Annotated in this window: 24 protein-coding genes; 17 read left to right on the top strand and 7 right to left on the bottom strand. The window is 65.3% G+C overall.

The genetic code is table 11. The features are described 5' to 3' along the window. Positions 1–99: 99 nt before the first annotated feature. The 9 genes from QCE62_RS18460 to QCE62_RS18420 all read left to right on the top strand — a co-directional run bounded on the left by QCE62_RS18460 (position 100) and on the right by QCE62_RS18420 (position 11,187). Positions 100–1,446 (top strand): LLM class flavin-dependent oxidoreductase, encoded by a 1,347-nt coding sequence (locus QCE62_RS18460; RefSeq protein ID WP_309921398.1) that lies wholly within the window; start codon positions 100–102, stop codon positions 1,444–1,446. Then, entirely contained in the window at positions 1,443–1,985 is a 543-nt protein-coding gene (locus QCE62_RS18455) for a flavin reductase family protein (protein ID WP_309921395.1), read from the top strand. Before QCE62_RS18460 ends, QCE62_RS18455 begins: the two co-directional genes overlap by 4 nt. A gap of 73 nt (positions 1,986–2,058) precedes the next feature. Continuing rightward, the gene (locus QCE62_RS18450; RefSeq protein ID WP_309814068.1) at positions 2,059–3,354 is read left to right on the top strand and encodes an MFS transporter; all 1,296 of its coding nucleotides are present in this window, start codon (positions 2,059–2,061) and stop codon (positions 3,352–3,354) included. A gap of 41 nt (positions 3,355–3,395) precedes the next feature. After that, the gene (locus QCE62_RS18445; protein ID WP_309921392.1) at positions 3,396–4,661 is read left to right on the top strand and encodes an FAD-binding oxidoreductase; all 1,266 of its coding nucleotides are present in this window, start codon (positions 3,396–3,398) and stop codon (positions 4,659–4,661) included. Positions 4,662–4,703: 42 nt separating this feature from the next. Next, on the top strand, positions 4,704–5,621 hold the full coding sequence (locus tag QCE62_RS18440) for a LysR substrate-binding domain-containing protein (protein ID WP_309814076.1): 918 nt from the start codon (positions 4,704–4,706) through the stop codon (positions 5,619–5,621). Between the two features lie 52 nt (positions 5,622–5,673). Then, positions 5,674–6,612, top strand: coding sequence for a glyoxylate/hydroxypyruvate reductase A (locus QCE62_RS18435; protein WP_309921389.1), 939 nt, complete (start codon positions 5,674–5,676; stop codon positions 6,610–6,612). A gap of 296 nt (positions 6,613–6,908) precedes the next feature. Beyond that, positions 6,909–9,701, top strand: coding sequence for a molybdopterin cofactor-binding domain-containing protein (locus QCE62_RS18430; protein WP_309921387.1), 2,793 nt, complete (start codon positions 6,909–6,911; stop codon positions 9,699–9,701). Beyond that, entirely contained in the window at positions 9,698–10,225 is a 528-nt protein-coding gene (locus QCE62_RS18425) for a 2Fe-2S iron-sulfur cluster-binding protein (RefSeq protein WP_309921385.1), read from the top strand. The genes QCE62_RS18430 and QCE62_RS18425 overlap by 4 nt, the downstream gene beginning before the upstream one ends. Further along, positions 10,222–11,187: a hypothetical protein gene (locus QCE62_RS18420; protein WP_309921383.1), complete on the top strand. Its 966-nt coding sequence runs from the start codon at positions 10,222–10,224 to the stop codon at positions 11,185–11,187. Before QCE62_RS18425 ends, QCE62_RS18420 begins: the two co-directional genes overlap by 4 nt. 18 nt (positions 11,188–11,205) lie before the next feature. Here QCE62_RS18420 and QCE62_RS18415 read toward each other — a convergent pair whose 3' ends face one another. Then, positions 11,206–12,363, bottom strand: coding sequence for an epoxide hydrolase (locus tag QCE62_RS18415; protein ID WP_309921379.1), 1,158 nt, complete (start codon positions 12,361–12,363; stop codon positions 11,206–11,208). Positions 12,364–12,557: 194 nt separating this feature from the next. Here QCE62_RS18415 and QCE62_RS18410 point away from each other — a divergent pair, with 194 nt between their 5' ends. Beyond that, positions 12,558–13,367: a class II aldolase/adducin family protein gene (locus QCE62_RS18410; RefSeq protein ID WP_309921376.1), complete on the top strand. Its 810-nt coding sequence runs from the start codon at positions 12,558–12,560 to the stop codon at positions 13,365–13,367. A 98-nt stretch (positions 13,368–13,465) separates the two neighbouring features. After that, positions 13,466–14,770 (top strand): MFS transporter, encoded by a 1,305-nt coding sequence (locus tag QCE62_RS18405; RefSeq protein WP_309921372.1) that lies wholly within the window; start codon positions 13,466–13,468, stop codon positions 14,768–14,770. 20 nt (positions 14,771–14,790) lie between these two features. Here QCE62_RS18405 and QCE62_RS18400 read toward each other — a convergent pair whose 3' ends face one another. After that, complete coding sequence (locus tag QCE62_RS18400; RefSeq protein WP_309905350.1) at positions 14,791–15,702, bottom strand: LysR family transcriptional regulator; 912 nt, start codon at positions 15,700–15,702, stop codon at positions 14,791–14,793. A 129-nt stretch (positions 15,703–15,831) separates the two neighbouring features. On the opposite strand from QCE62_RS18400, the gene QCE62_RS18395 reads away from it, so the two are divergent. The 6 genes from QCE62_RS18395 (at position 15,832) to QCE62_RS18370 (ending at position 19,578) form a co-directional block, all read left to right on the top strand. After that, complete coding sequence (locus QCE62_RS18395; protein WP_309921370.1) at positions 15,832–16,053, top strand: ParD-like family protein; 222 nt, start codon at positions 15,832–15,834, stop codon at positions 16,051–16,053. Continuing rightward, on the top strand, positions 16,050–16,817 hold the full coding sequence (map, locus tag QCE62_RS18390; protein WP_309921367.1) for a type I methionyl aminopeptidase: 768 nt from the start codon (positions 16,050–16,052) through the stop codon (positions 16,815–16,817). Before QCE62_RS18395 ends, map begins: the two co-directional genes overlap by 4 nt. A 180-nt stretch (positions 16,818–16,997) precedes the next feature. Continuing rightward, a complete protein-coding gene (locus QCE62_RS18385) occupies positions 16,998–17,666 on the top strand; it encodes an arylsulfatase (RefSeq protein ID WP_309921363.1) in 669 nt (222 codons plus the stop codon). Next, the gene (locus tag QCE62_RS18380; RefSeq protein WP_309921360.1) at positions 17,666–18,370 is read left to right on the top strand and encodes a substrate-binding domain-containing protein; all 705 of its coding nucleotides are present in this window, start codon (positions 17,666–17,668) and stop codon (positions 18,368–18,370) included. Before QCE62_RS18385 ends, QCE62_RS18380 begins: the two co-directional genes overlap by 1 nt. A gap of 6 nt (positions 18,371–18,376) precedes the next feature. Then, entirely contained in the window at positions 18,377–18,799 is a 423-nt protein-coding gene (locus QCE62_RS18375; protein ID WP_309921357.1) for a RidA family protein, read from the top strand. After that, positions 18,796–19,578 carry a TIM barrel protein gene (locus QCE62_RS18370; RefSeq protein ID WP_309921354.1) on the top strand — a complete coding sequence of 261 codons (783 nt, stop codon included), beginning with the start codon at positions 18,796–18,798 and terminating at the stop codon, positions 19,576–19,578. The genes QCE62_RS18375 and QCE62_RS18370 overlap by 4 nt, the downstream gene beginning before the upstream one ends. A gap of 12 nt (positions 19,579–19,590) precedes the next feature. Here the strand turns inward: QCE62_RS18370 and QCE62_RS18365 are convergent, their stop codons facing one another. From QCE62_RS18365 to QCE62_RS18345, 5 genes are all read right to left on the bottom strand, one after another. Beyond that, the gene (locus QCE62_RS18365; protein ID WP_309921351.1) at positions 19,591–20,553 is read right to left on the bottom strand and encodes a LysR substrate-binding domain-containing protein; all 963 of its coding nucleotides are present in this window, start codon (positions 20,551–20,553) and stop codon (positions 19,591–19,593) included. 48 nt (positions 20,554–20,601) lie between these two features. After that, on the bottom strand, positions 20,602–21,492 hold the full coding sequence (locus QCE62_RS18360; RefSeq protein WP_309921348.1) for an alpha/beta hydrolase: 891 nt from the start codon (positions 21,490–21,492) through the stop codon (positions 20,602–20,604). 79 nt (positions 21,493–21,571) lie between these two features. Further along, positions 21,572–23,230, bottom strand: coding sequence for a hydantoinase B/oxoprolinase family protein (locus tag QCE62_RS18355; protein ID WP_309921346.1), 1,659 nt, complete (start codon positions 23,228–23,230; stop codon positions 21,572–21,574). Continuing rightward, positions 23,227–25,338 carry a hydantoinase/oxoprolinase family protein gene (locus QCE62_RS18350; RefSeq protein WP_309921343.1) on the bottom strand — a complete coding sequence of 704 codons (2,112 nt, stop codon included), beginning with the start codon at positions 25,336–25,338 and terminating at the stop codon, positions 23,227–23,229. The genes QCE62_RS18355 and QCE62_RS18350 overlap by 4 nt, the downstream gene beginning before the upstream one ends. 44 nt (positions 25,339–25,382) lie before the next feature. Continuing rightward, positions 25,383–26,687 carry a TRAP transporter large permease subunit gene (locus QCE62_RS18345; protein ID WP_309921340.1) on the bottom strand — a complete coding sequence of 435 codons (1,305 nt, stop codon included), beginning with the start codon at positions 26,685–26,687 and terminating at the stop codon, positions 25,383–25,385. Between the last annotated feature and the right edge of the window lie 8 nt (positions 26,688–26,695).

The following is a 26,695-nucleotide window of genomic DNA, read 5'->3' as shown; positions in this document are numbered from 1 at the left end:
ACAGCGTTGAGTCGCCCGATTTCGCGACTCACCATGCTTACATGACGCCGCTTCACACCGGAGCGGCGAGATGAACGGCAGCACATGGAGGTGTCGGAAATGACGAAGGACGGCAAACTCAGACTCGGTCTCTCGATGCGGTATCTCGGCTATCACGTGGCCGCGTGGCGGCATCCGTCGGTGCCCGCCGATGGCGCGCTCAGCTTCGAGCATTTCCTGAACACGGCGCGCAAGGCGGAAGCCGCGCACTTCGACATGATCTTCTTCGCGGATGGCCTCGGCATCCGCGCCAACGACAATCCCAAGGGCTCGCTCGCCCGCGACATGCGCAACGCGGAACTCGAACCGCTGACGCTGCTGGCGGCGCTCGCGGCCACGACGCGCAACATCGGCCTGGTGGCGACGGCATCGACCACCTACAACGAGCCGTTCCACATCGCGCGCAAATATGCATCGATCGATCACATCAGCGGCGGGCGCGCGGGCTGGAACGTGGTGACGTCGTGGTCGGACGAAGAGGCGCAGAACTTCAGCCGCACCGAGAACCTCGCCTACGCGGACCGCTACGAACGCGCCGACGAATTCGTCGACGTCGTGCGCTCGCTGTGGAACAGCTGGGAAGACGATGCCTTCGTGCGCGACAAGGACTCCGGCCTGTTCTACGACGAAGCGAAGCTGCACACCCCGAACCACAAGGGCAAGCACTTCCAGGTGCGCGGCCCGCTGAACTCGGCGCGCACGCCGCAGGGACAGCCGGTCATCGTGCAGGCGGGCGCGTCCGAAGCGGGCCGCCGGCTCGCGGCGCGCTGTGCGGAAGTGGTGTACAGCAACTCGCACGATCTCAGCAGCGCGCAGGCCTATTACGCCGACCTCAAGGGCCGGCTCGCCGCTCATGGCCGGCAGCCGGATGACCTGCTCATCATGCCGGGCATCGCGCCCTTCGTCGCGGCGACGCGCGAGGAAGCGCGCGACAAGTACGAGGAACTCCAGGCGCTGATCCATCCGCTGAGCGGGCTGGCGGCGCTGTACGGCCAATTGGGCGATCTGTCGGCCTATCCGCTGGATGGCCCGGTGCCCGATCTGAATACGGCGAACACGAAGAACATCGGCAGCATCGCGCAGAACCTGGTCGAGGTCGCGCATGCCGAGAACCTGTCGATCCGCCAACTCGGCCAGCGCGTGGCGTCGACGTTCGGCGTGCGTCTGCTGATCGGCACGGCGGCGGATGTCGCCGACGAAATGGAACACTGGTTCCGCAACGACGCCGCCGACGGCTTCAACATCTGCCCGCCGATTCTGCCCACCGGCATGGACGACATGAGCGACTTTCTCGTGCCCGAACTGCGTCGGCGCGGGCTGTTCCGCTCGCGCTACGAAGGCACGACCTTGCGCGCGAACCTCGGCCTCGCGCCGAGCGTCTTCCAGCGCATCGGAGGCGCGTCATGATGCCGACCGCAACCGCAACCGATACCGAACACAGCTTCCAGGACGCCATGGCGCTGTTCGCGGCGGGCGTCACGGCCGTCACCACCTTGCGCGACGGCAAGCCCGCGGGATTGATCGCGACCTCGGTGTGCAGCCTGTCGTCGGATCCGCCTTCGCTCGTCGTGTGCGTGAACAAGAACGCCTCCGCGCACGATGCCATCGTCGCGCACGGCACGTTCGCGGTGAACCTGCTGTCGGTGGAACAAAGCGACATCGTCGACCGCTTTCGCGCGGCAAAAGGCGATGCGCGCTTCGAGCCCGGCCAGTGGACGACGCTCGAAACCGGCGCGCCTGTGCTCGCCGATGCCGCCGTCGTGCTCGATTGCCGGCTCGACAAGTGTCACGACGGCTACACGCATTCGATTTTCGTCGGCGTGATCGAGCGGATTTCGTCGCGCCGCGATGCCGATTCCGCTTGTCTGCTCTGGCATGGCCGGAGCTTCGCGCGCAGCACGCCACTGGGTGCGGCGCAAAGGGTTTCAAAGGCAGTTGAGGTCTGAACCAGCACTATCGCTATTGAACGTTGGCACCACGGCATCCGGCGGCCGCTCCGCCTGCTCAAGACTGCAAAGGATGAATATGTTGAACAAGGCCAGCACCCTCGACGCCCCGGTCGTGGACCAACCCGCTCCAAACCGCGTGCGGGATGTCATCGCCGCGAACTTCGGCACGTTCTTTGAATGGTTCGACCTGCTGGTGTACGCGATGTTCGCGATCACCGTGTCGAAGCTGTTCTTCCCGACCGGCGACGGCCAATCCGCGCTGCTGCTCAGTCTGCTCACCTTCGGCAGTTCCTTCGTCATCCGTCCGGTGGGCGCGATCGTGCTCGGCGTCATCGCGGACCGGCGCGGGCGGCGCTTCGCGCTCAGTCTGGCCGCCCTGCTGATGCTGCTCGGGACGGCGTCCATCGCCGTGGTGCCGACCTATGACAGCATCGGCGTGCTCGCGCCGGTGATTCTCGTCGCCGGACGCCTGCTGCAAGGCTTTTCGGCGGGCGGGGAATTCGGCGCCGCGAACTCGTTCCTGACCGAACAGGACAAGCGCCGCATGGCCTTCTTCGGCAGCCTGCAGTTTTCGGCGTCGGGTCTCGCGGTGCTGACGTCGTCGCTGTTCGCGTACTGCATCAACCACTTCCTGACGGCCGAGCAGGTCAATTCGTGGGGCTGGCGCCTGCCCTTCGTGTTCGGCTGCCTGATCGGGCCGGTCGGGCTGTATATCCGCCGCAAGGTGAGCGAGACCGCCGACTTCGAACAGGTGAAGAAGACCGAGCATTCGCCGCTGCGTGAAACCGCGCGCTCGCACAAATCCGCCGTGCTGATTGGCGCGATCGTCGCGGGCGCGGGCGGGCTGGCGAGCTTCATCAACATCTACATGCCGACCTTCGCCATCAACAATCTCGGCGTCAGCAAGGACGCGGCGTTTTCGTCGTCGATCGCGAGCGGCCTGGTGTGCGTGCTGCTGCCGCTGGTCGGCGGCATGGCGGCGGACCGCTTCGGCACGGTAAAGGTGATGCGCGCCGCGCTCCTCACCGGCATGGTGCTGATCCTGCCGCTCTTTTACATGCTGACGCGCGCGCCGGGCCCGGTCACGCTCGTCGCGTTCCAGTGCATTCTTTCGCTGGTGTTCTACAGCTTCTACTACTCGCCGGTCGGATCGCTCCTGTCGCAGCTGTTTCCGGCGAGCTGCCGCACGACCGGCGTGTCGCTCGCCTATGTGATCGCGATGACGCTGTTCGGCGGCCTCACGCCGCTGGTGACGAGCCTGCTGGTCAAGACCACCGGCAGCATCATGTCGCCCGCGTGGTATCTGATCGCCGTCTCGGCGCTCGCGCTCTGCGGTCTGGCCGCGAGCCGGAAGCGCCTCGCCTGACGGCCGGGCCGCATCGACTGACTCATTTCGGAGCAAGCGAGTTGAAACCGGATCTGCCCAAGCAAGTGTCCGTCGCCATTGTCGGCGGCGGGATCATCGGCGTGAGTTGCGCGCTGGCGCTGGCCCGCAAGGGCGTCGACGTCGCGGTGTTCGAAAAGGGCACGGTGGCGGGCGAGCAGTCGTCGCGCAACTGGGGATGGATTCGCAGCGTGGGCCGCGACGTGCGTGAGTTGCCCTTGTCGATGCTTGCGAACGAACTCTGGCAAGAGATCCAGTCGCAGGTCGACGTCGGCTATCGCACCACCGGCCTCGCCTATCTCGCCGCCTCCGATGCCGACATGGCCGCTCACGAGAAGTGGCTCGCCGCCGCGCAGACGAAGGGCGCACACGCGCGGCTCATGGACCGCGCCGCGCTGGCGAAACTGATCCCGCCTTCGCAGCGGCCGTGGGCGGGCGCGCTGTACAGCGATGCCGACGGCGTCGCCGAGCCGCTCGCCGCCACGCGCGGCATCGCCGACCTGGCGCGGGCGCACGGCGCGCGCATCATCGAACACTGCGCGGTGCGCGGGCTCGACGTGGCCGCCGGACGCGTCGCGGGCATCGTGACCGAGCACGGGCGCGTGCAATGCGCGGACGTCGTGCTGGCGGGCGGCGCGTGGTCGCGGCTGTTCTGCGGCAATCACACCATCGACTTTCCGCAGCTCAAGGTGCATGCCTCGGTGATGCAGACCGCGCCCATCGATGCCGGTCTCGATGTCACCATCAACGGCGGCGACTTCACCTGCCGCAAGCGCAGCGACGGCGGCTACACGGTGTCGAAGCTCGGCGCATCAGTCGCGGATCTCACGCCCGACAGCATCCGTCTCAGCACGAAGTTCATGCGCGCGTGGCTCAGCGAGCGCAAGTATCTGAAGCTGCGCCTGGGCCGGCGCTTCTTCGAGGAGATGATGATTCCGCGCCGCTTCGGCCTCGACCGTCCGTCGCCGTTCGAAGCGTGCAGGACGCTCGACCCGGCCGCCAACCTGCCGATGCTGCACGACGCGCTCGCGCGGCTCAAGGCCGCGTTCCCGAGCTTCGCAAACGCCACCATCCAGCGTGCGTGGGCCGGCATGATCGACGTGACGCCGGACGCCATACCGGTCATCTCGAAGGTCAAGGCGCTGCCCGGCTTTCACCTCGGCTCGGGCTTCTCGGGACACGGCTTCGGCATCGGGCCGGCCGCCGGACAGGTGCTGGCGGATCTGGTGACGGGCGACCGACCGCGCGTCGATCCGCGTGACTTTGCTCTCGAACGGTTTTCCTCCTAGGATGGGGGCTTCCGTTTGCAGGGCGGTTGCGCCGTCGTCATCATGAACATCCGGCAACTTGAAGCATTCCAGGCCACGATGAAGGTCGGCACGATGATTGGCGCCGCCGAACTGCTCGGGCTGTCGCAGCCGTCCGTCAGCAGGCTCATCAGCGACTTCGAACGCGCACTGGGCGTCACGCTGTTCGACCGCGCCAACGGCAGGCTCGTGCCGACGCCGGAAGCCCGCATGATCCGCGAACAGGTCGAGGCGACCATCCGCTCGCACGAACGCATCGCCGAACTCGCCGCCGACGTGCGCAAGCTGCGCGTCGGAAGCATTGCGATTGCCTGCATGCCCGCGCTCGGCATCACCTTCATGCCCACGGTGATCGCGCGCTTTCGCGAGGCGCATCCGGAAGTGGACGTGTCGCTCGATGTGCAGATGTCCTCGAAGATCGAAGACTGGATCGCGGCGCAGCAGATCGATTTCGGGCTCGCCGAACTGCCCGCCGTCGCGGACGATCTGACCGTCGACGAGTTCTGCAACGTGCCCTACTACGCGGTGATGAAGAAGCAGCACGAACTGTCGGCGAAGGACGTACTCGCGCCGCAGGACTTCGAAGGACGCACCTTCATCTCGATGACTGGCCACTACCAGCCGCGCGGCCACGTGGACCGTTTCTTCGACAGTCACGACGTGAGCCGGATCACGCGCATCGATACGTCGCTGTCGCATGCCACGTGCGAGATGGCGGCGCTGGATCTGGGCATCGGCTTCGTCGATCCGTTCAGCGTGCATGGCTATCTGGATCGCGTCGATGCCCGGCCGGTGGATCCCTGTATCCGCTTTCGCGTCGGGCTGATGTATCCGACGCATCGTCCGCTGTCGAAGCTCGGGCGCACGTTCGTCGCGTTCATGAAGGAGTTCCGCGACGAATGGCTCGCCGACGTGGCCGCCCGATGCCGTCCGGCCGCCTGACGCGGTACCTTGTTTTCACGATTGCAGCGCACTATCGAGGAGAGGCGTTTTCATGTTGTTACTGGTCAATTCGGGCGGACCCGGCGCGGTCGGCGAGTGGCGGGATCATTTTGCGAAGTGGCTGCCCGAACTCGAGGTGCGCGGCTGGAACGATCCCGAAGTCGACGATGCGAAGGTGGACTTCGTCCTCGTCTGGGAACCGACGCCGGGACGTCTGGCACGCATGTCCGCGCTGAAGATCGTGTTCAGCGCGGCGGCGGGCGTCGATCACATCATGGCCGACCGATCCGTGCCCGCGCATCTGCCCATCGTGCGGATGGTCACGCCCGAGACCACCGAACGCATGTCGGACTACGTGATGGCCGCGTGCTTCGGCATCACGCGGGATTTTGCCGCGCTTAACGATGCGCAGCGCCGGCGTAGCTGGAACGACGAGCTGATCGGCAGGCGCTCGGGCGAGACGAACGTGGCCGTGCTCGGTCTCGGCGAACTCGGCGCGGCCTGTGCGCAACGGCTCGCGCTGAACGGCTTTCAGGTCCGGGGCTGGTCGCGTTCGCCGGGAAACTTGCAGGGTGTGACGTGCTACAGCGGCAATGAAGCACTCGATGCCCTGCTCGACAACGCGCACATCGTGATCAATCTGCTGCCCGACACGCCGCAGACGCGCGGCATGATCGACGCGGCCTTGCTCGCAAGACTGCCGGTGGGCGCGTCCATCGTGAACGCGGGCCGTGGTCCGCAAGTCGTGCTCGACGACGTGCTCGCCGCGCTCGACGAAGGCCGCCTGCGCAGCGCGTGGCTCGATGTCTTCGAGCAAGAGCCGCTCGATCCGGACAGCCGCCTCTGGTCTCATCCGGGCGTGGTCGTCACGCCGCATGTGGCTTCGCTGCCTTCTCGCGGCGCACGGGCGGAGCAGGTCGCGCGGGCGCTGCGCGAGCATCTCGAAGGCAAGCCCTTGCAGCATGTGTATGACCGGGTGCTGGGATATTGAGTCTGCCGAGGTCCGAAAGCAGCTGAACTGAACGACTGGACACTTCTTTTGCAGCGCTCCTTCGCCACAAGAGCGAACAACGAGCGGAAAAGCGCTGCATTTTGACCTTGTTTAGAGACAGGTCATCGCCTAGTTTCATATCTAACCGACGTCCATCCCGATACCGCGCGCATCGTTCTCTTTCCTTCACCTGCGCATTGCTTGCCTGAGCAGTAGAGGCTGAAGTCGCCGCTGCACGAACGGCTCTCGTGCAGGGCCATCCTTGCGGTTGCGAAGAACCCTGTGTCGAGGGCAGCATGGACGGTCGATTTCCGGTTACACGGCGGGTGTTCCTCAAGGCTGTCGGCGGCGGCGCCGCGACGGTCACGGTCAGCGGAATCGCGTCGCTGCTGGACGGTTGCGCGACGCACGCCGTCGATGACGCGTCGCCACGAACCGCCGACAACGCTTGGCCGACGCATGCCGGCAACCCCGACTGGGCGCCGGAACCCGGCAAGGCGCGCTGGCGGATCGAGGGCGTGAGCAAGGTCACGGGCGCGAAGGTCTATGCGCGCGACTTCAAGGCCGCCGACTTCGATGGCTGGCCCAAGGAAGAAAACTGGCTGTACGCGCTGCGCTGCGATCGCGTCGATCAGGTCATCGACGATTTCGACCTGAGCATGCTGCCCGGCGCGTTGAAGCCGCTCGTGGTCATCACCAGCGAGACGCTTGCAGAACACAAGATCCCTTCTTCCGCCGACAGCAGCGGCATCGGTCACGCAGCCGCCGAGTTGTTCGCGCGACGATCCGCGCCGGCAGGATGCTATGGACAGCCGGTCGCATTGCTGATCTTCGAGAACTTCGACATCTATCGCCGGGCGAAGAAAATCCTCGACTTCAATCCCGCCGTCATCCGCTACGGCGCAATGAAATCCGATGCCGTCACGCCGTATCCCACGCTGAGTCCGGATGCCTTCAAGAACAGCAAGATCTACGTCCGGAACGACGCAAACGGCGTCTGGAACACCAACATGCAGCCCGACGACAACGGCAATCCGACGCAGGCGTTCAAGGAGGTCGCGCGTGACGAACGCGAGGTCATCCTTGACCTGGCCCGGGCGCAGGTCCGGAAGGGAAATTGGCTGCAATTCGGCACCACGGACGGACACATCTTCCAGACCCCCGCGATGGACCCGGTGTTCATGGAGCCGGAATCAGGCCTCGCGTGGTTCGACCCGGACACGCGCGTCATGAAGATGGTGCTGGGCACGCAATCGCCGCGTGACGATGGCTTCAGCGTCAGTGATCTGCTGAAGCCCAGCGACCTCCCGCTCGATCACGTCGATATCATTGCCTGCTATCCCGGCGGCGGCTTCGGCGGGCGCGACAAGTCGCCGTTTCCCGCCTACCTTGGGCTGGCCGCGCGCTTCGCCAGGGCGCCGTTGCGCTGGCAGCTGTCGCGTTACGAACAGTTTCAAGTGGGCTTGAAGCGCACCGAGTCGAGATTCGAGGAAACCATCTGGCTCGATCACGGCGGGAAGATCCAGGCGCTCAGCAGCCGCTTCCTGCTCAACTCCGGTGGCAGGCAAAACTTGACGGGCGCGGTCGGCGACCTCGCGGCAATGAGCGCGATGAGCTGCTATGACATTCCGCGCGCCAGCGCCGAAGGCGCCACCTTCTTCTCGCCGGAAATCTATGGCGGCTCGCAGCGTGGCTTCGGCGGTCCGCAGGCCTTCATGGCCATCGAGACCCTGCTCGACGAAGCGGCTCACGCGCTCGGCAAATCGCCCTTCGAGATTCGCCGCATGAACCTGCTTGGCACGCCGGGAAGCCGGACCATCACGGGCGGAAAAATCCTCTTCGATCTCCAGTTGAACCAGCATCTGAGGCAGCTGGAAACGCATCCGCTCTGGACCGGACGCGCGCGGATACGCAGCGAGCGCGCGAAGGACGGGTTGCGCTATGGCGTCGGCTTCGCGATGTCCAATCAGGCCTATGGCACGGCAAAGGATGGCGTGTTCGCGCTGGTGGAGATCAGCCAGACGACGGGCGTGCGCGTGGTGACGCACTACACCGACATGGGCAACGGCGCGGCCACCACGCTGGCGCTCGCGCCGGCCCGGCATCTCGGCCGCAATGCGCAGCAGATCAGGATGAGCGACGCGGCCGTATTCATTGCCATCAAGGATTACGACGCCAGCCAATCCGGCCTCTGGAACAAGTTCCGCAACGCCAAGGGGCTCGGCGGGCCGTTCGGTTCGTCGAGCGCGTGCCTCGGCGCGTTCCATCACGTCCAGGCGGTCGATCGCGCGGCGTTGACGTTGATGCTCCAGAGCGTCCTGCCGGCCGCGCGCGCGATCTGGCGCGACGACAAGGTCCCGTTCGGCGATCTGAAGTGGATCGAAGGGAATCTCACCGCTCCGGGACGTGAGCCGCTGACCTGGTCCAGGCTGCTCGACGCCATCAACCGCCAGGGCCTGCATACCGTTGCCGCCGCCCACCTCACCTACGCGGGCGACTTCTGGAAGAGCAACTATGTCTTCACGTCGGGCGTGACGATGATGGACTGCGATTTCATCGCCACGGGGCCGAGCGTCAGCGAACTGCGCCCCGTGACGCACGGTGTCCTGCGCGAGCCGAAGGAGATCATCGTCGGCTATGGACGAACCAACTATGCGCCGGCGGCGGCGCTCGTGTCCGTTGCGGTGGATGCGCAAACGGGCCGCGTCAAGGTCGAGCAGGTCGTGAGCACGCTGAGCGCCGGGCGGCTGTTGTGTCCGGAGATCGTCAGCGGACAGTCGCATGGCGCAGTGGCGATGGCGCTCAGCAACGTGCTGACCGAAGCCTGCCCTCCCGGACCGAAGGGTCCGGGCAACGGCAGATGGAATCTGGACCAGTACCGGATCATGAGCATGCAGGAGGCGCCCAGGCAGGAACTCCATACGCTCGATCCGCCCGACGACGGTCAGCAACACGCGGCGCGCGGCATCGGCGAAGCGGTCATGTGTCCGATCGCGCCCGCGCTGCTCAACGCGCTCGCGATGGCGACGGGACATCGCTTCAGGCAGACGCCGGTGACGCCGGCCGTGATCCGCGAGGCCCTCAAGTGAACGGCGCCGTCATCAGGCTGCACGTCAACGGCCAGCCACGCACCGTCAGCGCCGACGATGCCGACATGAGCCTCGCCGATTATCTGCACGAGCGCCTCGACCTGACGGGCACGAAGGTCTGCTGCGGGATCGGCGTGTGCCGCGCGTGCACGGTCGGCATTCGCAACCGGCCGGATGCGCTGCTGGAGAAGACGCTTGCGTGCGTCACCACCGTCAGCACGCTGGCGAATCAGCACGTCTATACGGTCGAGAGCCTGGCACAGGGCAACCGGCTCGCGCCGCTTCAGCAGAGTTTTCTGGAGGCGTTCGCGTTCCAGTGCGGCTACTGCACGCCCGGCTTCCTGATGGCCGCGACCGCCATGCTGGAGCATCTCGGCCAGTACGGCGCGTCCGTCGAACGGATCGACGACGCGATCGATACATGGGTCGGCGGCAACCTGTGCCGCTGCACCGGCTACGTCAGGTACAAGGAAGCGATCCGACGGGTCGCGCAGGCGAAGGTCAAGGGTGGAGCGGGATCATGAGGCTCGCGCTCGTCATTGCTGCGGTGGCGGTGGTGGCTATGGCGCTTGCCGCTGAAGCCGCTCCGCCGCAGCAGCAGGGCATCCTCGATTATGGCGCGCAGTGCTCGCGGGAAATCGGCGAGATTCCGCCATTCGATTGCGCCAGCGGCACCGAGATACCCGTGACCGTCGACGGCAGGCGGATCGGGCTGGACGAACGCCCCACCCGTTGCGACCGCCCGTCGCTGCTTTATCCTCGGGATGACAAGGTGCAGCAGTGCCTGCCCGGCGCGAGGATTCTCGATCTGTCGCGCGGGGCGACGCAGATTTCCGCCTATTGCCGCAAGAACGATCCCAGCAATACCGTTGCGGCCCGTTTCGACGAGGTCGTGATCGTGCTGCATCACACGGGGAACGGCAAGACGTGCTGGTTTGCGTCGAAGGATCCGCCCGATCCGAAGATGGGCTGGGACACGTCGCGCGTGCCGCCGCCCGACGAGAAGACGCCGCCCGCGGCGAAGCTGGCGGCGGTCGAGTTCTGGCAGACGCCGGGCATCCTGGCCGGCAAGAATCCCAACTGCATTCAATGCCACGATGCCGGGCCGTTCATCATGAGCCCGTTCATCGCGCAGGTGTGGGACAAGGTGCCGACCGATCCGTGGGGCAAGTATTCGAGCATCGGACCGGCTTTCCAGATGGAGCGTCTGAAGACGATGAGCACGCCGGGCAATACGTGTGTCGGCTGCCACCGGATCGGCACGAAGCAGACTTGCGAGGTCTTTCTCGGGCTCTCGGCAGGCGGGCACGCACCGGGTAACGGTCCGCTCGCCGATCGCTTTCCGCTGAGCCACTGGATGCCCACGGATACCAATTTGAGCGAAGCGCAGTGGAAAGCCGCGCATCACGATTCCATCGACGCGCTGCAAGCCTGCTGCCGTGACCGGACCACGCCCGGCTGCACCTTCACGCCGATGCCGAGATGACTGGGCGCAAGCGCCTGCTCAGGTCGCGCGCAACGGCCTGAAGAATGCGCGGATCTCTTCCGCGAGCAAGGCCGGCTGTTCGAGCGCGGCGAAGTGTCCGCCGCGCGGCATGGCGTTCCAGCGCTGCACATCGAAGACGCGTTCGAGCCACGAACGCGGCGGCATCGGCAACTCGCGCGGAAACAGCGCGACGCCGAGCGGTGTCGCCACGCGTTCCGCGGGATCGAAGCTCAGCGGCTGACGGCGGTTCTCCTTGTAGATGCGATACGACGCATCGAGCATGTGGCCGAACCAGTAGAGGGACACGTCGGTCAGCACGTCGTCGAGCGTGAATGCACGTTCGATGTCGCCGTCGCAATCGCTCCAGGTGCGGAACTTCTCGACGATCCACGCGGCGAGGCCGACGGGTGAGTCGGTCATCGCATAGGCGAGCGTGAGGGGCTTCGTGCTCTGCAAGGCGGCATACGCGCCTTCGGCTGAGGCCCATGCGGCTATGGTGTCGAGATAGGCCTGTTCGTCTGCATTTGGAGGAGGCAGGTCCGGGGCAAGCGCCGGACGGTAACTGGCGGGGATGTAGTTGACATGGGCACCGACGACATCGTCCGGGAAACGGCGCGCCAGCCACAAGGAGACCGCTGCGCCGATGTCGCCGCCTTGCGTGCCGAAGCGTTGGTAGCCGAGGCCGTGCATCAGCCCGCGCCACAGTCCGGCGATGTGGCGCGCACTGCAGCCGGGGCTGGCCGGTGGCGCTGAAAAACCGAAACCCGGCAGGGATGGCACGACGACGTGGAACGCATCGGCCGCCTCTCCGCCGTGCGCGGCGGGATCGGTGAGCAGCGGAATGATCCGCTCCATTTCGATGAAGGAACCGGGCCAGCCATGCGTCAGGATCAGCGGCATGGGCGCGGGGCCTTGGCCAGACCGATGGATGAAGTGGATGTCCTGGCCGTCGATGGTCGCCTGGAACTGCGGCAGACGGTTCAGGCGGGCTTCCTGGGCGCGCCAGTCGAAATGGTTGAGCCAGTGGTTTGAAAGGCGTTGCAGGTAGGCGAGGCTCGTGCCGTCTTCCCAGTCGTCCGCATCGAGCGAGGATGGCCAACGGGTCTGGCGCAGGCGCTGTTTGAGGTCGTCGAGCCGGGCCTCGGGGATGGCGATGGTGAAGGGGCGCGAGTTCATGGCGCGGTGCGGGCGTGGGCTGGAGAGCAGGTCAGCTTAGCGGGTTTCGGGGCGTCGCGTCCGGGGGGCGCACCGCCCCGCCTCAGGGTTTTCCACTCCCACGCCACTGCATAAAACCTATTCCCCCCGCCCCCTGAATCCCTCGAAACTCCGCTCCTATACTGGCTCCTCACCCCACACGAGGAGACGTATCGATGCTGATGGACGCCAAGGATTCGATCTACAGTCCCACGCAAAACGGCCTGATCTTCCCGCAGGAACCCAGCTTCGCCAGTTCCGCCGAAGAACGCCGTTATCGCAAGGAACATCTCGCCGCCGCGTGCCGGATCTTCGCCCGGCACGGCTTCAGCTTCGGCTTCGGCGGCCATCTGACGGTGCGCGATCCCGAACACCCCGACCTCTTCTGGACCAATCCGATGTGCGTGCCGTGGTCGCGCACGAAGACCTCGCAGCTCGTCCTCGTCGATCACTCGGGCACCGTGATCGAAGGCCAATACGCGGTGAATCGCGCGGGCTACGTGCTGCATTCCGCGATCCACGCCGATAACCCCGACATCATCGGCTCATGCCATGCACACACCGTCCACGGCGATGCGTGGGCCGCGATGGGCAAGCCGCTCGACTACGTGACCCAGGATGCCTGCATGTTCTACGGCAGCCATGCCGTGGTCCGCGACGGCGCGGGCAAGGTGCCGGTGGCGGACGAATCGGGCAATCCGATCGCGCGCGCCTTCCACGATCACAAGGCCATCATTCACCAGAACCACGGCCTGCTGACGGCGAGCCGCCACAGCATCGACGATGCCGTGTGGACCTTCATCGCGCTCGATCACTGCTGCAGGATGCAGTTGCTGATGGACGCGACCGAATCGCGTCCGGTCGAGATCGACCCGAAGTTCGCGGAGTATTCGCATCAGCATCTGGGCAATTCGTTCATCAGCTGGCTGCACTTCCAGACCATGCTCTACGAGATCAACGAACAGGAGCCCGATTACCTCGACTGAAGCACCGGCGTTCCCCCAGTACATCGGCGGCATGAGCGATCCTGCACGTCGCGCATGCCGCACGAAAGCGCTCGAGAATACTTATATCGGAGACATGCATGGAAGCGCTCTATGGTGAAGACACCGTCCGGCAGACAGACACGAGCCGCACGTATTACCGCGCCTACTGGCGGCTCCTGCCGCTGCTGCTGATCTGTTATCTGGTCGCCTATCTGGACCGCGTCAACGTCGGTTTCGCGAAGCTGCAGATGCTCGACGCGCTGCACTTCGACGACGCCATCTACGGCCTCGGCTCAGGCATCTTCTTCGCAGGCTATTTCTTCTTCGAGGTGCCCAGCAATCTCGTCATGCGCAAGGTGGGCGCGCGCAAGTGGATCGCGCGCATCATGCTGACCTGGGGCGTGATCTCGGCGGCGATGATCTTCGTCAAGACGCCCACCATGTTCTACGTCGCGCGCTTTCTGCTCGGCGCCGCCGAAGCCGGCTTCGCGCCCGCCATCATGTATCTGCTCACGCTCTGGTTCCCCGCGCGCTATCGCGGCCGCGCGATGTCCATCTACGTGATGGGCGCACCGCTCGCGTTCGTCGTCGGCGGGCCGATCTCGGGCTATATCCTGCACGCGTTCACCGGAAACGAGCATCTCGCGGCATGGCAATGGCTGTTCCTGATCGAAGCCATTCCGGCTGTCGCGCTGGCCTTCATCGTGCTCGCCTTCCTCGACGACGATCCCGCGCACTCACGCTGGATCAGCGAAGAAGAACGCCAGAACGTGCTCGCCGAACTGCGCGCGGAAAACGCCGGCAAGGTCGATCATTCGAGCGTGCGCGCGTTCCTCGCCAATCGCAAGCTGTGGGAGTTCTGCGGCATCTACTTCTGCCTCATCATGGGCCTCTACGCGCTGGGCTTCTGGATGCCCTCGCTCATCAAGCGCAGCGGCGTGATCGATCCCTTCGCCATCGGGCTCTATTCGGCCGTACCCAACATCTTTGCGGCCATCGCGCTGTATGTGTCGAACCGCAGCGCCGACCGCACCGGCGGACGCCGCGTGCACTTCGCGCTGTTCATGCTGATCGGCGCGGCAGGACTCGCGGCCAGCATGTGGTTCTCGGCAGGACCGCTCGTGACGACAGCCTGTCTCTCCGTCGCCGCCGCGGGCGTCTACTCGTGCATCGCACTGTTCTGGGCCTTGCCGACGAGTCTCTTCGTCGGGGCATCGGTGGCCGCCGCGCTCGCGTTCATCAATTCGGTAGGGAACATCGCCGGCTTCGTGTCGCCGTATCTCGTCGGCATGCTCAACGTGATGGCCGGGCACGCGGAGGTCGGCATGTACGTGATCTCCGCGTTTCTCGTGCTCGGCGGAGCGATGACCATGCGCCTGCCGAAGACGCTCGACGACCGCTGACCGCTGACGTCACCTTGCGCTCAGGCGGCCCACGGCGGCCGCCTGAGCCGCTCCGCCACATGGTCGATGAACGCCCGCACCCGTGGATGCAGCGACGCATCGCGCGGATACAGCGCATAGATGGCGGTCTCGTCGCTGGGCTGGAAGTCAGTGAGGAGCGGCACGAGCATCTTGCTGCGGATCGACGGCAGCACCATGTGCTCCGCCATGCGCGTGATGCCGACGCCCGCCAGGCACATGTTCACCGAACTCACGCCGCTGCTCGTCTGGAAGTTGCCGTTGATGAGCATGGAAGTGCGCTCGCCGTCGATCATGAACGGCCAGTGGTTCAGATGATCCATCGGCGGTTCCCACATCAGGCAGTTGTGCCGGGCGAGATCGGCGGGCACCGAAGGCACGCCGTGCCGCGCAATGTACAAGGGCGACGCGGTGACCACGCGTTGCAGATGACACAGCTTGCGGCTCACGAGGTTCGAGTCCTGCAGGCTGCCCATGCGTATCGCGACATCGAAGCCTTCGCCGATGATGTCCGCCAGCGTGTCCGATAAAGAGAGCCGCACGCGCAGCCCCGGATAGCGTTCGAGAAAACCGGGAATGAGCGGCACGATCTGATCCATGCCGAACGAGGTCGCCACCGTCACGCGAATGCCGCCGGTCATGTCCTGACTGGCGCGCGCAAGCTGCGCCTCGGCGGTATCGATGTCATCGAGCACGCGCCGGCACAGCGCGAGGTACTGGTGCCCTTCCTGCGTCACCTGAAGACTGCGCGTGGAGCGCCGCAACAGCGCGACGCCGAGGCGCTTCTCCAGCGCCGACACGGCGCGGCTGACATACGGCTGCTGGAGATCAAGCAGGAGCGCCGCGGCGGTGAAGCCGCCGCTTTCCGCGACGGCCTTGAAGATCTTCATTTCGACGAGACGTTCGTCCTTCATGTTCGCTATGCACGCTCGAGCGGATCAAAGCGAGCATCTTAGCCAGCGGCCGCATGCCGTCCTACCGGGACTTGCACTGCCCTCTGCTTCGATATACGATTCGTATATGTTTCATATAAGGAGAAAAGTATGGGCATCGTCAATATCGACGACGATCTGCACGACCAGATCCGCAAGGCCAGCGCCGTGTCGTGCCGGTCCATCAATGCGCAAGCGGCTTTCTGGATCAAGGCCGGCATGTTGTGCGAGATGAATCCGGGCATGACGCTCAACGAGATCGTCGCGCGGGAATTGCGCGCGGCGGGCGTGGTCGCCGAGTCCGCCGGGCTTGCCGGAGTCGCGCCAGCGTGACCAGGCGTCCCGAGGAAATCGCCTTGCTCGCCGAGTCGGGCAGGCTGCTGGCGCTGGTATTCGGTCACCTGGACCGCCTGGATCTGACCGGCATGTCGACGATGCAGGTCAACGATCGGGTAGACAGCCTCATCGTCGATGAACTGAGCGCGCGCCCTGCAAGCAAGGGGCAGTATGGCTATGCCTACGCGCTCAACGCATCCCGCAACGACGTGGTGTGCCATGGCGTTCCGTCGCACGCGGAGATTCTGCAGAGCGGCGACATCGTCAACTTCGACATCACGCTCGAGAAGAACGGCTATATCGCGGATTCGAGCAAGACCTATCTGGTCGGCGATGTCGCAGCGCCCGCCAGGCGGCTCGTGCAGGTGACCTATGAATCCATGTGGAAAGGCATCAAGGCGGTGCGGCCCGGCGCGACGCTCGGCGACATCGGTCATGCCATCGAGCGGCATGCCCGCAGGAACGGCTATTCGGTCGTCAGGGAGTATTGCGGGCACGGCATCGGCCGGGAGATGCATGAAGATCCGCAAGTGCTGCACTGGGGCCGGCCGCGAACCGGCCTGCGCTTGCAGGAAGGCATGGTGTTCACCATCGAACCGATGCTCAATCAAGGGCGCTCCGCCGTGTGGACTGGGAAGGATGGCTGGACCGTCCTAACCCGCGACGGTCAGCTCTCCGCGCAGTTCGAGCACACCGTCGCGGTGACGCGCAATGGCGTGCGTGTGCTGACCTTGCGAGCCGAGGAAACGCGCCTGCACTGAACAGGACTTCACGCGACACCCCGCCTCGGCACGGCGGTCGAGTGCTGACGCCTTCGCCCCGGTGACATCGACTCAACACCTGTTGCGTTTTTTGAGTTTGAGCGGCCACACGCGGGCCGGTACGCTGGGATGAGTTGCCGGACGCCTGATCCGGCGCCCGCACCCGGCGCACCGATCTCCATGAAACTCGACCATTCCATCGTGCTCCTGCACGCGACGCCCGTCGCGATCGCGCCGATTCAGGCCGCGTTCGCTACTGACTGGCCCAAAGCGAAACTGAGCAATCTCCTCGACGATGGCCTGACGGCCGCACGCGGCAAGAGCCGGGACCTGGACGGCGCGCTGCGGCAGCGCTTCGTCCGCCTCGCGCGCTATGGCTGCGAGACCGGCGCCGATGCCGTGCTCGCCACCTGCTCGGCCTTCGGTCCCGCCATCGAGGCAGCGGACGCCGAGTTGCCCATTCCGGTCTGCAAGCCGAACACGGCGATGTTCGCCGACGCGCTGGCACAAGGCCAAAGCATCGCGATGCTCGCGACCTTCGCGCCCGCCTTGCCGACGATGGTCACGGAATTCTTCGAGGAAGCCGAACGCAGCAATCCGGGCGCGACGCTTTCGACGTTCGTGGTCGACGATGCGATCGACTGCCTGCGCGCCGGCGATGCCGCGACACACAACCGTCTCGTCGCGGACAAGGCCGCGAGCCTGCATGGCTACGACGCGATCATGCTCGCGCACTTCTCGACGGCACAGGCCCTCGATGCCGTCACGGCCGTTGCCGCGTGTCCGGTGTTTTCGGCGCCGCGCAGTGCGATCGCGCATCTGAAAAGACGGCTTGGCGTGTCCTGCTGATGAATCAGATCCCCGACTCTTCGTTTTCGCTGATGAGCACGCTGGCTGTGAAAGGCGCGCTCGTCGATACGGTGATCCCTTCCTTCGAGGCTGAACACGGAATCGAAGTGCAGCCGCTCTTCGATCCCACCAACGTGCTGCAACAGCGCATCTCGGACGGCACACGGGCGGACGTGCTGATCGCGACACGCGCCTGCGTGCAGCGTCTCGCGGAAGACGGGATCGTTGCAGCGCCAAGCGTGCGTGCGCTGGTCAGGACCGGCGTCGGCGTGGCAGTTGCCGGAGATGTGGCCCTGCCGTCCCTGCACAACGTCGACGCATTGCGCACGCTGCTCCTCGACGCGCGCTCGGTCGCCTACTCGCAAACAGGCGCGAGCGGCGTGTATTTTTCGTCGCTGCTTCGGAGACTGGGCATCGCGGAACAGGTCGATGCGCGCGCAACCATCATCGAGAAAGGCCTGACGGGCGAATGCATCCTGCGCGGCGAGGCGGATGTCGCGATCCAGCAGATGAGCGAACTGGCGATGGTGAACGGCATCGCGCTCGCCGGTCCCTTGCCTGAAGAGGTACAGCACTACACCGATTTCGATGTCGCAATGTTCGACGCCAGCGCCGGCCTGCCAGCGAGCGCCGCGTTCGTCGAAGCCTTGTTCTCTGCCACGGCCCGTCACGCTTATGCGCGCTTCGGCCTCACTGTCTTCTGACTACTCATGGACCCCGACAAGCACACGCCCAGTTCACTCATCACGCCCGTCACCGTGTTCGGCAATCTCGCGTTCGTGAGCGGCCAGTTGCCGCGCCAGAATGGCGTCGTGATGTATTCGGGCAAGGTCGGCGCCGACCTGTCCGTGGACGATGCCCGCCACGCCGCCGCACTGTGCGCGCAGGCTTGTCTCGATGCCCTCGCCCAAGCGCTGAATGACGACGCGCGCGTTGCACGGATCGTGAAGATCACGGGATTCGTCGCCTCCGCGCCGGATTTCACGCAGCAAGGCGCGGTGATCGACGGCGCATCGCGCGTGCTGATCGATGCTCTCGGCGAGCGCGGCCGGCACGCGCGAAGTGCAATCGGCGTGCAGCAGTTGCCGCATGGAGCCGCGGTGGAAGTCGAGATGATCGTGGGGCTGACATGAAGCGCCGCTTCGCCGCGAATCTCAAATGGCTGTTCACCGAACTGCCGTTCATGAAACGCTTCGAAGCGGCGGCGCGGCAAGGCTTCGAAGCAGTCGAGTACGCCTCGCCCTATGAATATGCGCCGCCCGAACTTCGACGCGAACTTGAACGCTGGAACCTGACCCAGGTGCTCATCAACACGCCCGCGGCGCAGCCGGGCACGACCGGCGCGAACGGCCATGCGTGCCTGCCAGACCATGTCGAGGTGTTCCGCGAAGGCATCGATCAGGCGCTCGACTACGCCGACGCTCTCGGCTGCGGTCTGATCCATCTGCTTGCCGGAAAGCGGCCGGATACGTGCCCACAAGAAGAAGCCGAAGCGGTCTTCCGAGACAACCTCGCATGGGCGTCTGAGCGGGCATCGGGAACGCACGTGACCTTCGTGCTCGAATGCCTGAATCAGCAGGACGTGCCCGGCTACTTTCTTCACAGCCTCGACCACGCGAGCACGTTCCTGCAACGCAATGTCAGGCTGCTGTTCGATTGCTATCACGCCGGCATGAGCGGCGTAGACGTGGCACGCGAGTTCACCACGCATCAGGAAAACATCGCGCATATCCAGATAGCCGATCTGCCGGGCCGCCATGAACCCGGATCAGGCCGTCTGCCGTGGCGCGCGATCCTGTGCGCCATCGACGACAGTGCCTATGCCGGATGGATCGGTTGCGAATACCGTCCGCGTACGACGACGCTCGCGGGCCTCGACTGGCGCAACGATTTCCCGGCTACAGCAAGCTGAGCCGCGCGGCGCTCAGAACATCGTCCGCAGGTGCGCGGTCTCGAGTGCCGCGCGCAACCACTTCTCGAACACGGCGGCCTCGGCCGAGTTGCGCAGGCTCGAAGACCGCAGCAGGTAGTACGAGATATTGTCGACGTGATACTTCGGGTCGGGAAACGGCTCGATCAGGCGTCCGTCGCGCAACTCCTCTTCCGCGAGAATCTCGCTCTCGAGCACCACGCCCAGTCCCTCGACCGCGGCTTCGATCGCCATGGCCGAACGGTCGAGCCACAAGTCGTGCGCCGGCTTGACGACCAGATTGCCCACACGGCGAAAATAATCCACCCAGTTCAGCGGATTGTTGGAATGGATCAGCGTCGCCCTGGCGAGATCGCGCGGACTTTCCAGCGCGAGTTCGCGGGCCAATTGCGGACTGCACAGCGGTCTCAGCCGTTCGACCAGCAGCGGCTCGGCCAGCTTGAGACCGGGCGTTTGCGGACCGTGCGCGATGGCGATGTCGTAGCGGTTGGAATCGAGTTCGTGGGTATGCAGCGTGGCGAGGCGCACGCGGAACAGCGGATTGGCCTTCAGGAAGGTTTGCAGGCGCGGCTGCAGCCACTTGACCGAAAAGCTGTTGGGCACGGCAATCGCCAGATAGCCGCCCCAGGACTGCGGCGCCAGCGCATTGGTCGCGTTCGCGATCAGGCCGAACGCCTTCTCGAGTTCGCGCGCATACGAACGGCCGGCGACGGTCAGCACCGCGCGGCCCGCATGGCGCTGGAACAGCGGCACGCCGAGGAAGTCTTCGAGTTGCTGGATATGGTGGCTGACGGCGGAGGTCGTGATGCCGATCTCGTCCGCGCCCTGCGTGAAACTGCCATGACGCGCGGCGGCCTCGAAGGCAATCAGGGACTTGAGCGGCGGAAAGCGCACACGGCGCGCATCGGCTGCCGTATCCGCCGGTTCGCCGTTCTTCTTCCTCGACTCAGCCGTCATGAACCTGTCCTTCGCTTTTCGATGACGGCCAGCATAACGCAGTTCAAGTCAGCGACCCAGGCACAGACTGAAGAAGCGCATCAGCTCGTCGGCCAGCTTCTGAGGCTGCTCTTCGGGAATGTAATGACCGCACGCTTCGATCACGCCGCCGTCAAGCCGCTCGCACAACGGTTTCATCAGTTCGTGGATGGTCGGCGCGCTGCCGACGTCGCCGCCGAGCGCCAGCACCGGCGGCCGGATGCGTTTGGCGAACAGCTCCCGGTTCTGCCGCATGTCTTCCTCGACGGCGCGGTAATAACCCAGCATGCCGCGCAGCCCGCCGGGCGACGCATAGGCTTTAACGTACTCGTCGACATCGGCGGCTTCGAAGGTCGTCATCGCATTCGCGGTCTTGCGATTGAAGAACCATTCGATCAGGATGCGCTCGCGCCCCGCAATCAACGCCTCGGGCAAGTCTTCCACGGCATTGAACAGGAAATGCCAGCTGCGCCAGTTCGACGGCGCCGTGACCGACACGTCCGGCTTGAGCGTGATGCCCGGAATATTGCCGTCGATGAACACGATGCCGTCGAGATCGTCCGCGTAGTGATGCGCATACGGGTACGCGACCCACGAGCCGATGTCGTGTCCCACATAGAAGTGCCGGCCCACGCCCAGCGTCTTCAGCAGGTCGTGGATGCGGGCCGCGGCGGTTTCGGTGTCATAGCCGCCCATCGGCTTGTCCGTGTAGCCCTGACCCGGAAGGTCAATGGCGATGGTGCGGAACGAATCGGCCAGCAGCGGCTGGACCCGGCGCCACGCGTACGCCGTCTGCGGGAAGCCCGCGAGGAGCACGACCGTCGGCCCGGTTCCGCCGTCCACCATGTGATACCGGATGTCGCCGCTGCGGACGAAGCGGCGCTTGAACGGCTTGCCGCCGAGATCGATCACGCCTTCCATGAGAGTCCTCTTCGAGAGTTGTCGGGGAGCGCCGCATGCCGATTGTATCGGCGCCTTGCCAACGTTTCAGACGATGGCCTCAGGCAAGTTCGCGCGACTGCCGCGGATAATTCGCCGCGACGAACTGCGCGCTGACGAGGCCCGCATCGAGGTCCGCCGCGATGCGCGCAACCGGCCGCCGCGCGGGATCGCCGAAACCGCCGCCGCCCGCATCGCGAATCTCGACGATGCCGCCGTCCGGAATCAGCACGCGCGCCTTCGGATCGGTCTCCACGCCATCCACGATCACCCGCCGGTGCGCGCCCGGCTGCGCGCCTGCAAAACCCTTCGCCGCGATGCGCGTGCGCGACGCCATGAACGACGCTTCCAGCGGCCGGCCGGTGTCGTTGCGGATCGCAAAGACCTGGCCGTTGCCGCCCTGATACTCGCCGGGTCCGCCGGTGTCCTCCAGCACTTCCTTGCGCAGGAACGTGCAACTGATCTGCTGCTCCCAGAACTCCACCGAGCCGCCGATGATATTGGCCGGCGCCGGCAGTGCCGCGCGGCCGTCGTAGCCCAGCAGCGCGCCATAGCCGCCCGCCGAAAAGTAGATGGACGAATACGGCTTGCCCGCGCGCGTCTGGCCGCGCAGGTTCATCTGGAACACCATGCCAGAGTCGGCCTGCACGTCGTGCGGAAAAGCATCGGCGAGCGCATTGAAGATCAACGGCCCGACAAAATGCCCGAACACATGGCGCGCGCCGGTCGGGTTCGGACGCAGCGCGTTCAGGATGCAGTTGTCCGGGGCATCGATGGTGACGAAGTCCAGGATCGCCTGGTTGTTCGGGATGTTCGGCGCCACCAGCACCTTGGTGCAGAAGTAGCAGAACGCCCGCGTGTAGCACAGCGGCACATTCACGCCGCGCGCCACCACGGGGTCCGTGCCAGCGAAGTCATAGGCGAAGCCCGCGTCGCTCAGCGTCACCGCGACGGCCAGCGTAATGTCCGGGAAGTCGCTGCCGCCTTCGACCGGGATCGTCGCCGCATAGCGCCCCTTCGGCATCGCTTCGAGCTTCGCGAGGATCGACTTGCGCGTCAGGGCGAAAATGGCGTCGGCGGCCTCCGTCGTCGTGGCGAGCCCGTGCTCCGCGAGAATCCTGACGAGCCCCTGCGCGCCCACGTTGCAGGCCGCGATGTTGCAGTAGATGTCGCCGAGCACGTAGTCGACGGTACGCACGTTGTTCCGGATGAACTCGATCACGAAGCGGTTCTCCACGCCCGCCTCGTACAACTTGACCGGCGGGAGCGAGAAGCCTTCCTCGTAGACGTCGCGTGCGACTGAACCCATCCCCACGCCGCCGACATCCGCCAGATGCGACACGGTCAGGCAATAGCCGACCAGCGCGCCCTCATGAAACACCGGCTTCATCACGTTGATGTCGAAGGTATGCCCGGTGCCGATCCACGGATCATTGGTTACGATGACGTCGCCGTCGCGCAGCGTGGCTGCATCGAACGCGTCGAGCATGTGGCCCAGCGTGCTCGGACCCGTGCCGGTGAATGACGGCACGCTGGTCGCGCCCTGCGCGATCAGACGGCCGCGTGCATCGAACAGCATGCAGGAGAAATCGCCGCTGGCCCGCACCATCGTCGAGAAGGCGGTGCGCTCCATGGCCGAGACCATTTCGTCGGCGACGGAAACGAAGCGCGACCAGATGATGCCGGCATCCACCGGGTCCATGTTGATTGGGGTTGTCACTGCATGATCTCCGCGATGAGGTCCAGCGTCGGCGCCACACGAGCGTGCGCGTAAGCGGGAATGTAGAGGGTCGTGTCGTTCTCCTCGATCAGCGCCGGACCCGTCCGCGCCCAGCCGACCGGCAATGCATAGCGGTTGAACACGGGCACGTCGGTCCAGGTGTCGCGTTCGCCGTCGCTGATGTAGCAGGCGCGCGGCGCCTTCTCCTGCTGCGCGGCGGGCGTCAGCGCGTCGTAGGTGAAGCGGCGCACGGACTTGAGCTGCTCCGGCATCGACACCTCGACCTCCCAGGTGCTGATCTCGATACCGTAGTCGGCGAAGTTCAGGCCGAAGATGTCCTTGTACGCGGCAAGAAAGCGCGTGCGGATCGCGGCCGCATCGAGATAACGTCCTTCAGCGGATATCTCGACCGTCACCTCGGAATCCTGCCCCTCGTAGCGCATGCCGAGCTTCACGCTGGTCTGCGCGCCGCCCGACACGAGTTGCCGCGCATACGGCTCGGCAGCGATGAGCGCATCAACGGCGCGGCGAATCACGTCATCGTCCACATCCGCGAGGTTCATCTTGCGCGTCTGTTGCAGCACGATGCCTTCGCTGCTCGCGAACTGACCCATCGCCGATGCCACGCCCGCGGCGAACGGAAAGATCACCCGGCGGATCGACAGCAGACGGGCAATGGGCAGCGCGTGTACCGGCGATGAACCGCCGGTGCAGACCAGCGTGGCCCGCCGGTAATCGACACCCCGTTCCGCCGCATGCACGCGAAACGCACGAGCCACGTTCTCGTTGATCGTGCGGTGGATGCCGAGCGCCGCGCGTTCCACGGCGATCCCGAGCGGCCGCGCAATCCGCTCTTCGATGACCCGCTGCGCTTCCATGCGCGTCGCCTCGATGCCGCTGTTGCGAAAGTTGGCTTCGCCCAGAAAGCCGAGGAACAGGTTCGCGTCCGTGACAGTGGCTTCGGTGCCGCCGCGCGCATAGCACGCCGGTCCCGGCGCCGCACCCGCGCTGCGTGGTCCGACCGAGAGCGCGCCGCGTTCGTCGATCTCCGCGATGCTGCCGCCGCCCGCGCCGATCTCGATCAGATCCAGCGCCGGGATCATCAGCGGGAAGCCGCTGCCCGCTTCGAACGCGCCTTCACGCGCCACTTCGAGCCCGGCCTGCACGTCCACCTTCCCGCCGATCAGGAACGCGCCCTTGGCGGTCGTGCCGCCCATGTCGTAGGCGAGCACGGTGTGCGCGTCCGGCGCGGCATCGTCGGGCGCGTTGCGCGCGGCGATCTCGCGCGCCGCCAGCACGCCCGCCGCCGGCCCGGATTCGATCAGCCGCACCGGCGCGCGCACGCAGTGATCGATCGGCAAGGGCAGGCCCGAGGACGTCATCATCAGCAGACGGCCTTCGAAACCCTTCTCGCGCGCGCCGGCATCCAGACGCGTCACGTATTGCGCCAGCAACGGCTTGGTGAACGCGTTCACCGCGCAGGTCATCCAGCGTTCGTATTCGCCGGAGCGCGGCGCGAGCGCGCTGGACACCGAGACCACCGCATCCGGAAAAGCTTCGAGCAGCCAGGCTTCGACCAGCCGTTCGTTGGCGGGATTTTGAAACGCATGCAGGAAACAGATGGCGAAGTTGCGGGTGCCGGTGTCCTGGGTCAGCCGCCGCACGTCCGCCAGCAACGCGTGCTTGTCCGGCTGCTGCACGACGTCGCCGTCATAGGCCACGCGCTCCCGCACCGGCACCTTCAGCCGATGCTTCGTCAACGGCTTCGGAAACGCGAGCCGCAGGTTGGACACGTTGTAGCGATGCTCACGGCCGGTCTCCAGCGTCGTGCCGAAGCCTTCGGTATGCAGCAGGATGAAGTCGTGACCGCGCCGCTCGATCACGGCATTGGTAATGACCGTGGTGGCGTGCAGGAACACGTCGCAAGCGGCGAGATCGAGGTGCGCGTCGTCGCGCAGATGATCGAAACCCGCGAAGATGGCCTCTTCCGGGCGCGGCGGCGTGCTCAGCACCTTCGCGGTGGTCACGCGGTGTGTCTCGTGGTCGAGCACGACGAAGTCGGTGAAGGTGCCACCGATATCCACTGAAACAGCAAACCTGGACGTCATGGTGTTTTTCATTTGACGATGCAATGGGCGAAGGGTCGTGGCGTTCATTTCATGCCGAGGTGTTCGGGCAGCCACAGCGCGATCTGCGGAAACGCAATCAGCGCGATGCCGAACAGGATGAGCAGCGCGAGGTACGGCAGCGTGGCTTTCGTGATGACGGACAGCTTCTCGCCGGTGATGCCCTGGATCACGAACAGGTTGAAGCCGATGGGCGGATGCACCTGCACGATCTCGACGGCGATCACGAGAAAGATGCCGAACCAGATCGCGTTGAAGCCGGCGGCGAGCACCATCGGCAGGACGATGGGCAAGGTGATGACGATGATGGAAAAGCCTTCCAGGAAGGAGCCGAGCAGGATGTAGCCGATGAACAGCACGAACAGCAGCGCGAACGGCGACAGATGCAGCTGGTGCACGAACGACGCCGCCGCCTGCCCGACGCCGAGGAACGCCGAGGCGCTGCCGAGGATCGATGCGCCCAGGATGATCAGCGCGATCATCGAGCAGGTCTTCACCGCGCCGAGGCCCACTTCCTTGAGCTTGGCGACGCTCAGGTCGCGCTGGAATCCGGCAATCGCCAGCGCGCCCACCACTCCGGCCGCCGCGGCCTCGGACGGCGTGACCAGCCCGCCGTACATGCTGCCGAGCACCGCCCCGATGAGCAGCGAGACCGGCGCGAGATGCCTGAGCGAAGCCCAGCGTTCGCTCCACGGCAATGTCGCCATGCTCTCTTCCTCGGGGATCAGTTTCTTGTTCCACGTCGTGTGAATCATGATCCACGCCATGAAGCAGGACGCCAGCAGGATCGCGGGCACGAGTCCGGCCGCGAACAGCTTCAGCACCGACACCTGCGCGAGCACGCCGTACACGATCATGATGTTCGAGGGCGGCACCAGGAAACCCAGCGTGCCTGCGCCCGCGAGACTGCCCATCGAGATGCGGCGGTCATAGTGACGGCGGTCGAGTTCGGCGAGCGTCACGCGTCCGACGATCTGCGTCGTCGCGGCCGAGGACCCGGAGATCGCCGCGAACAGGGAGCAGCCGATCACGTTCGAATGCAGCAGCTTGCCGGGCAACAGGCTGGCCCATGGCGCGAGTCCCTTGAACAGCGACGTGGAAATGCGCGTGCGGAACAGGATCTCGCCCATCACGATGAAGAGCGGTAGCGCCAGCAGTTCCTGCGTGGTCATCACGTTCCACGCATATTGCGCGACGAGGCGGTCGACCGGAATCGACTTGAAGATGAAGAGCGCGAGCGAGCCGGTGATCGCCAGCGTCAGTCCGACCCAGATACCGATGGACAGCCCGCCGAACAGCAGCACGCCCATCGTGGCCAGTACGGTTCCCATATGCGTTA

The organism is Caballeronia sp. LZ033 (genome assembly GCF_031451265.1).
Classification (GTDB): Bacteria; Pseudomonadota; Gammaproteobacteria; order Burkholderiales; family Burkholderiaceae; genus Caballeronia.
The sequence above is the reverse complement of the archived record's forward strand: the minus strand, read 5'-3'. Positions and strand labels throughout refer to the sequence as shown.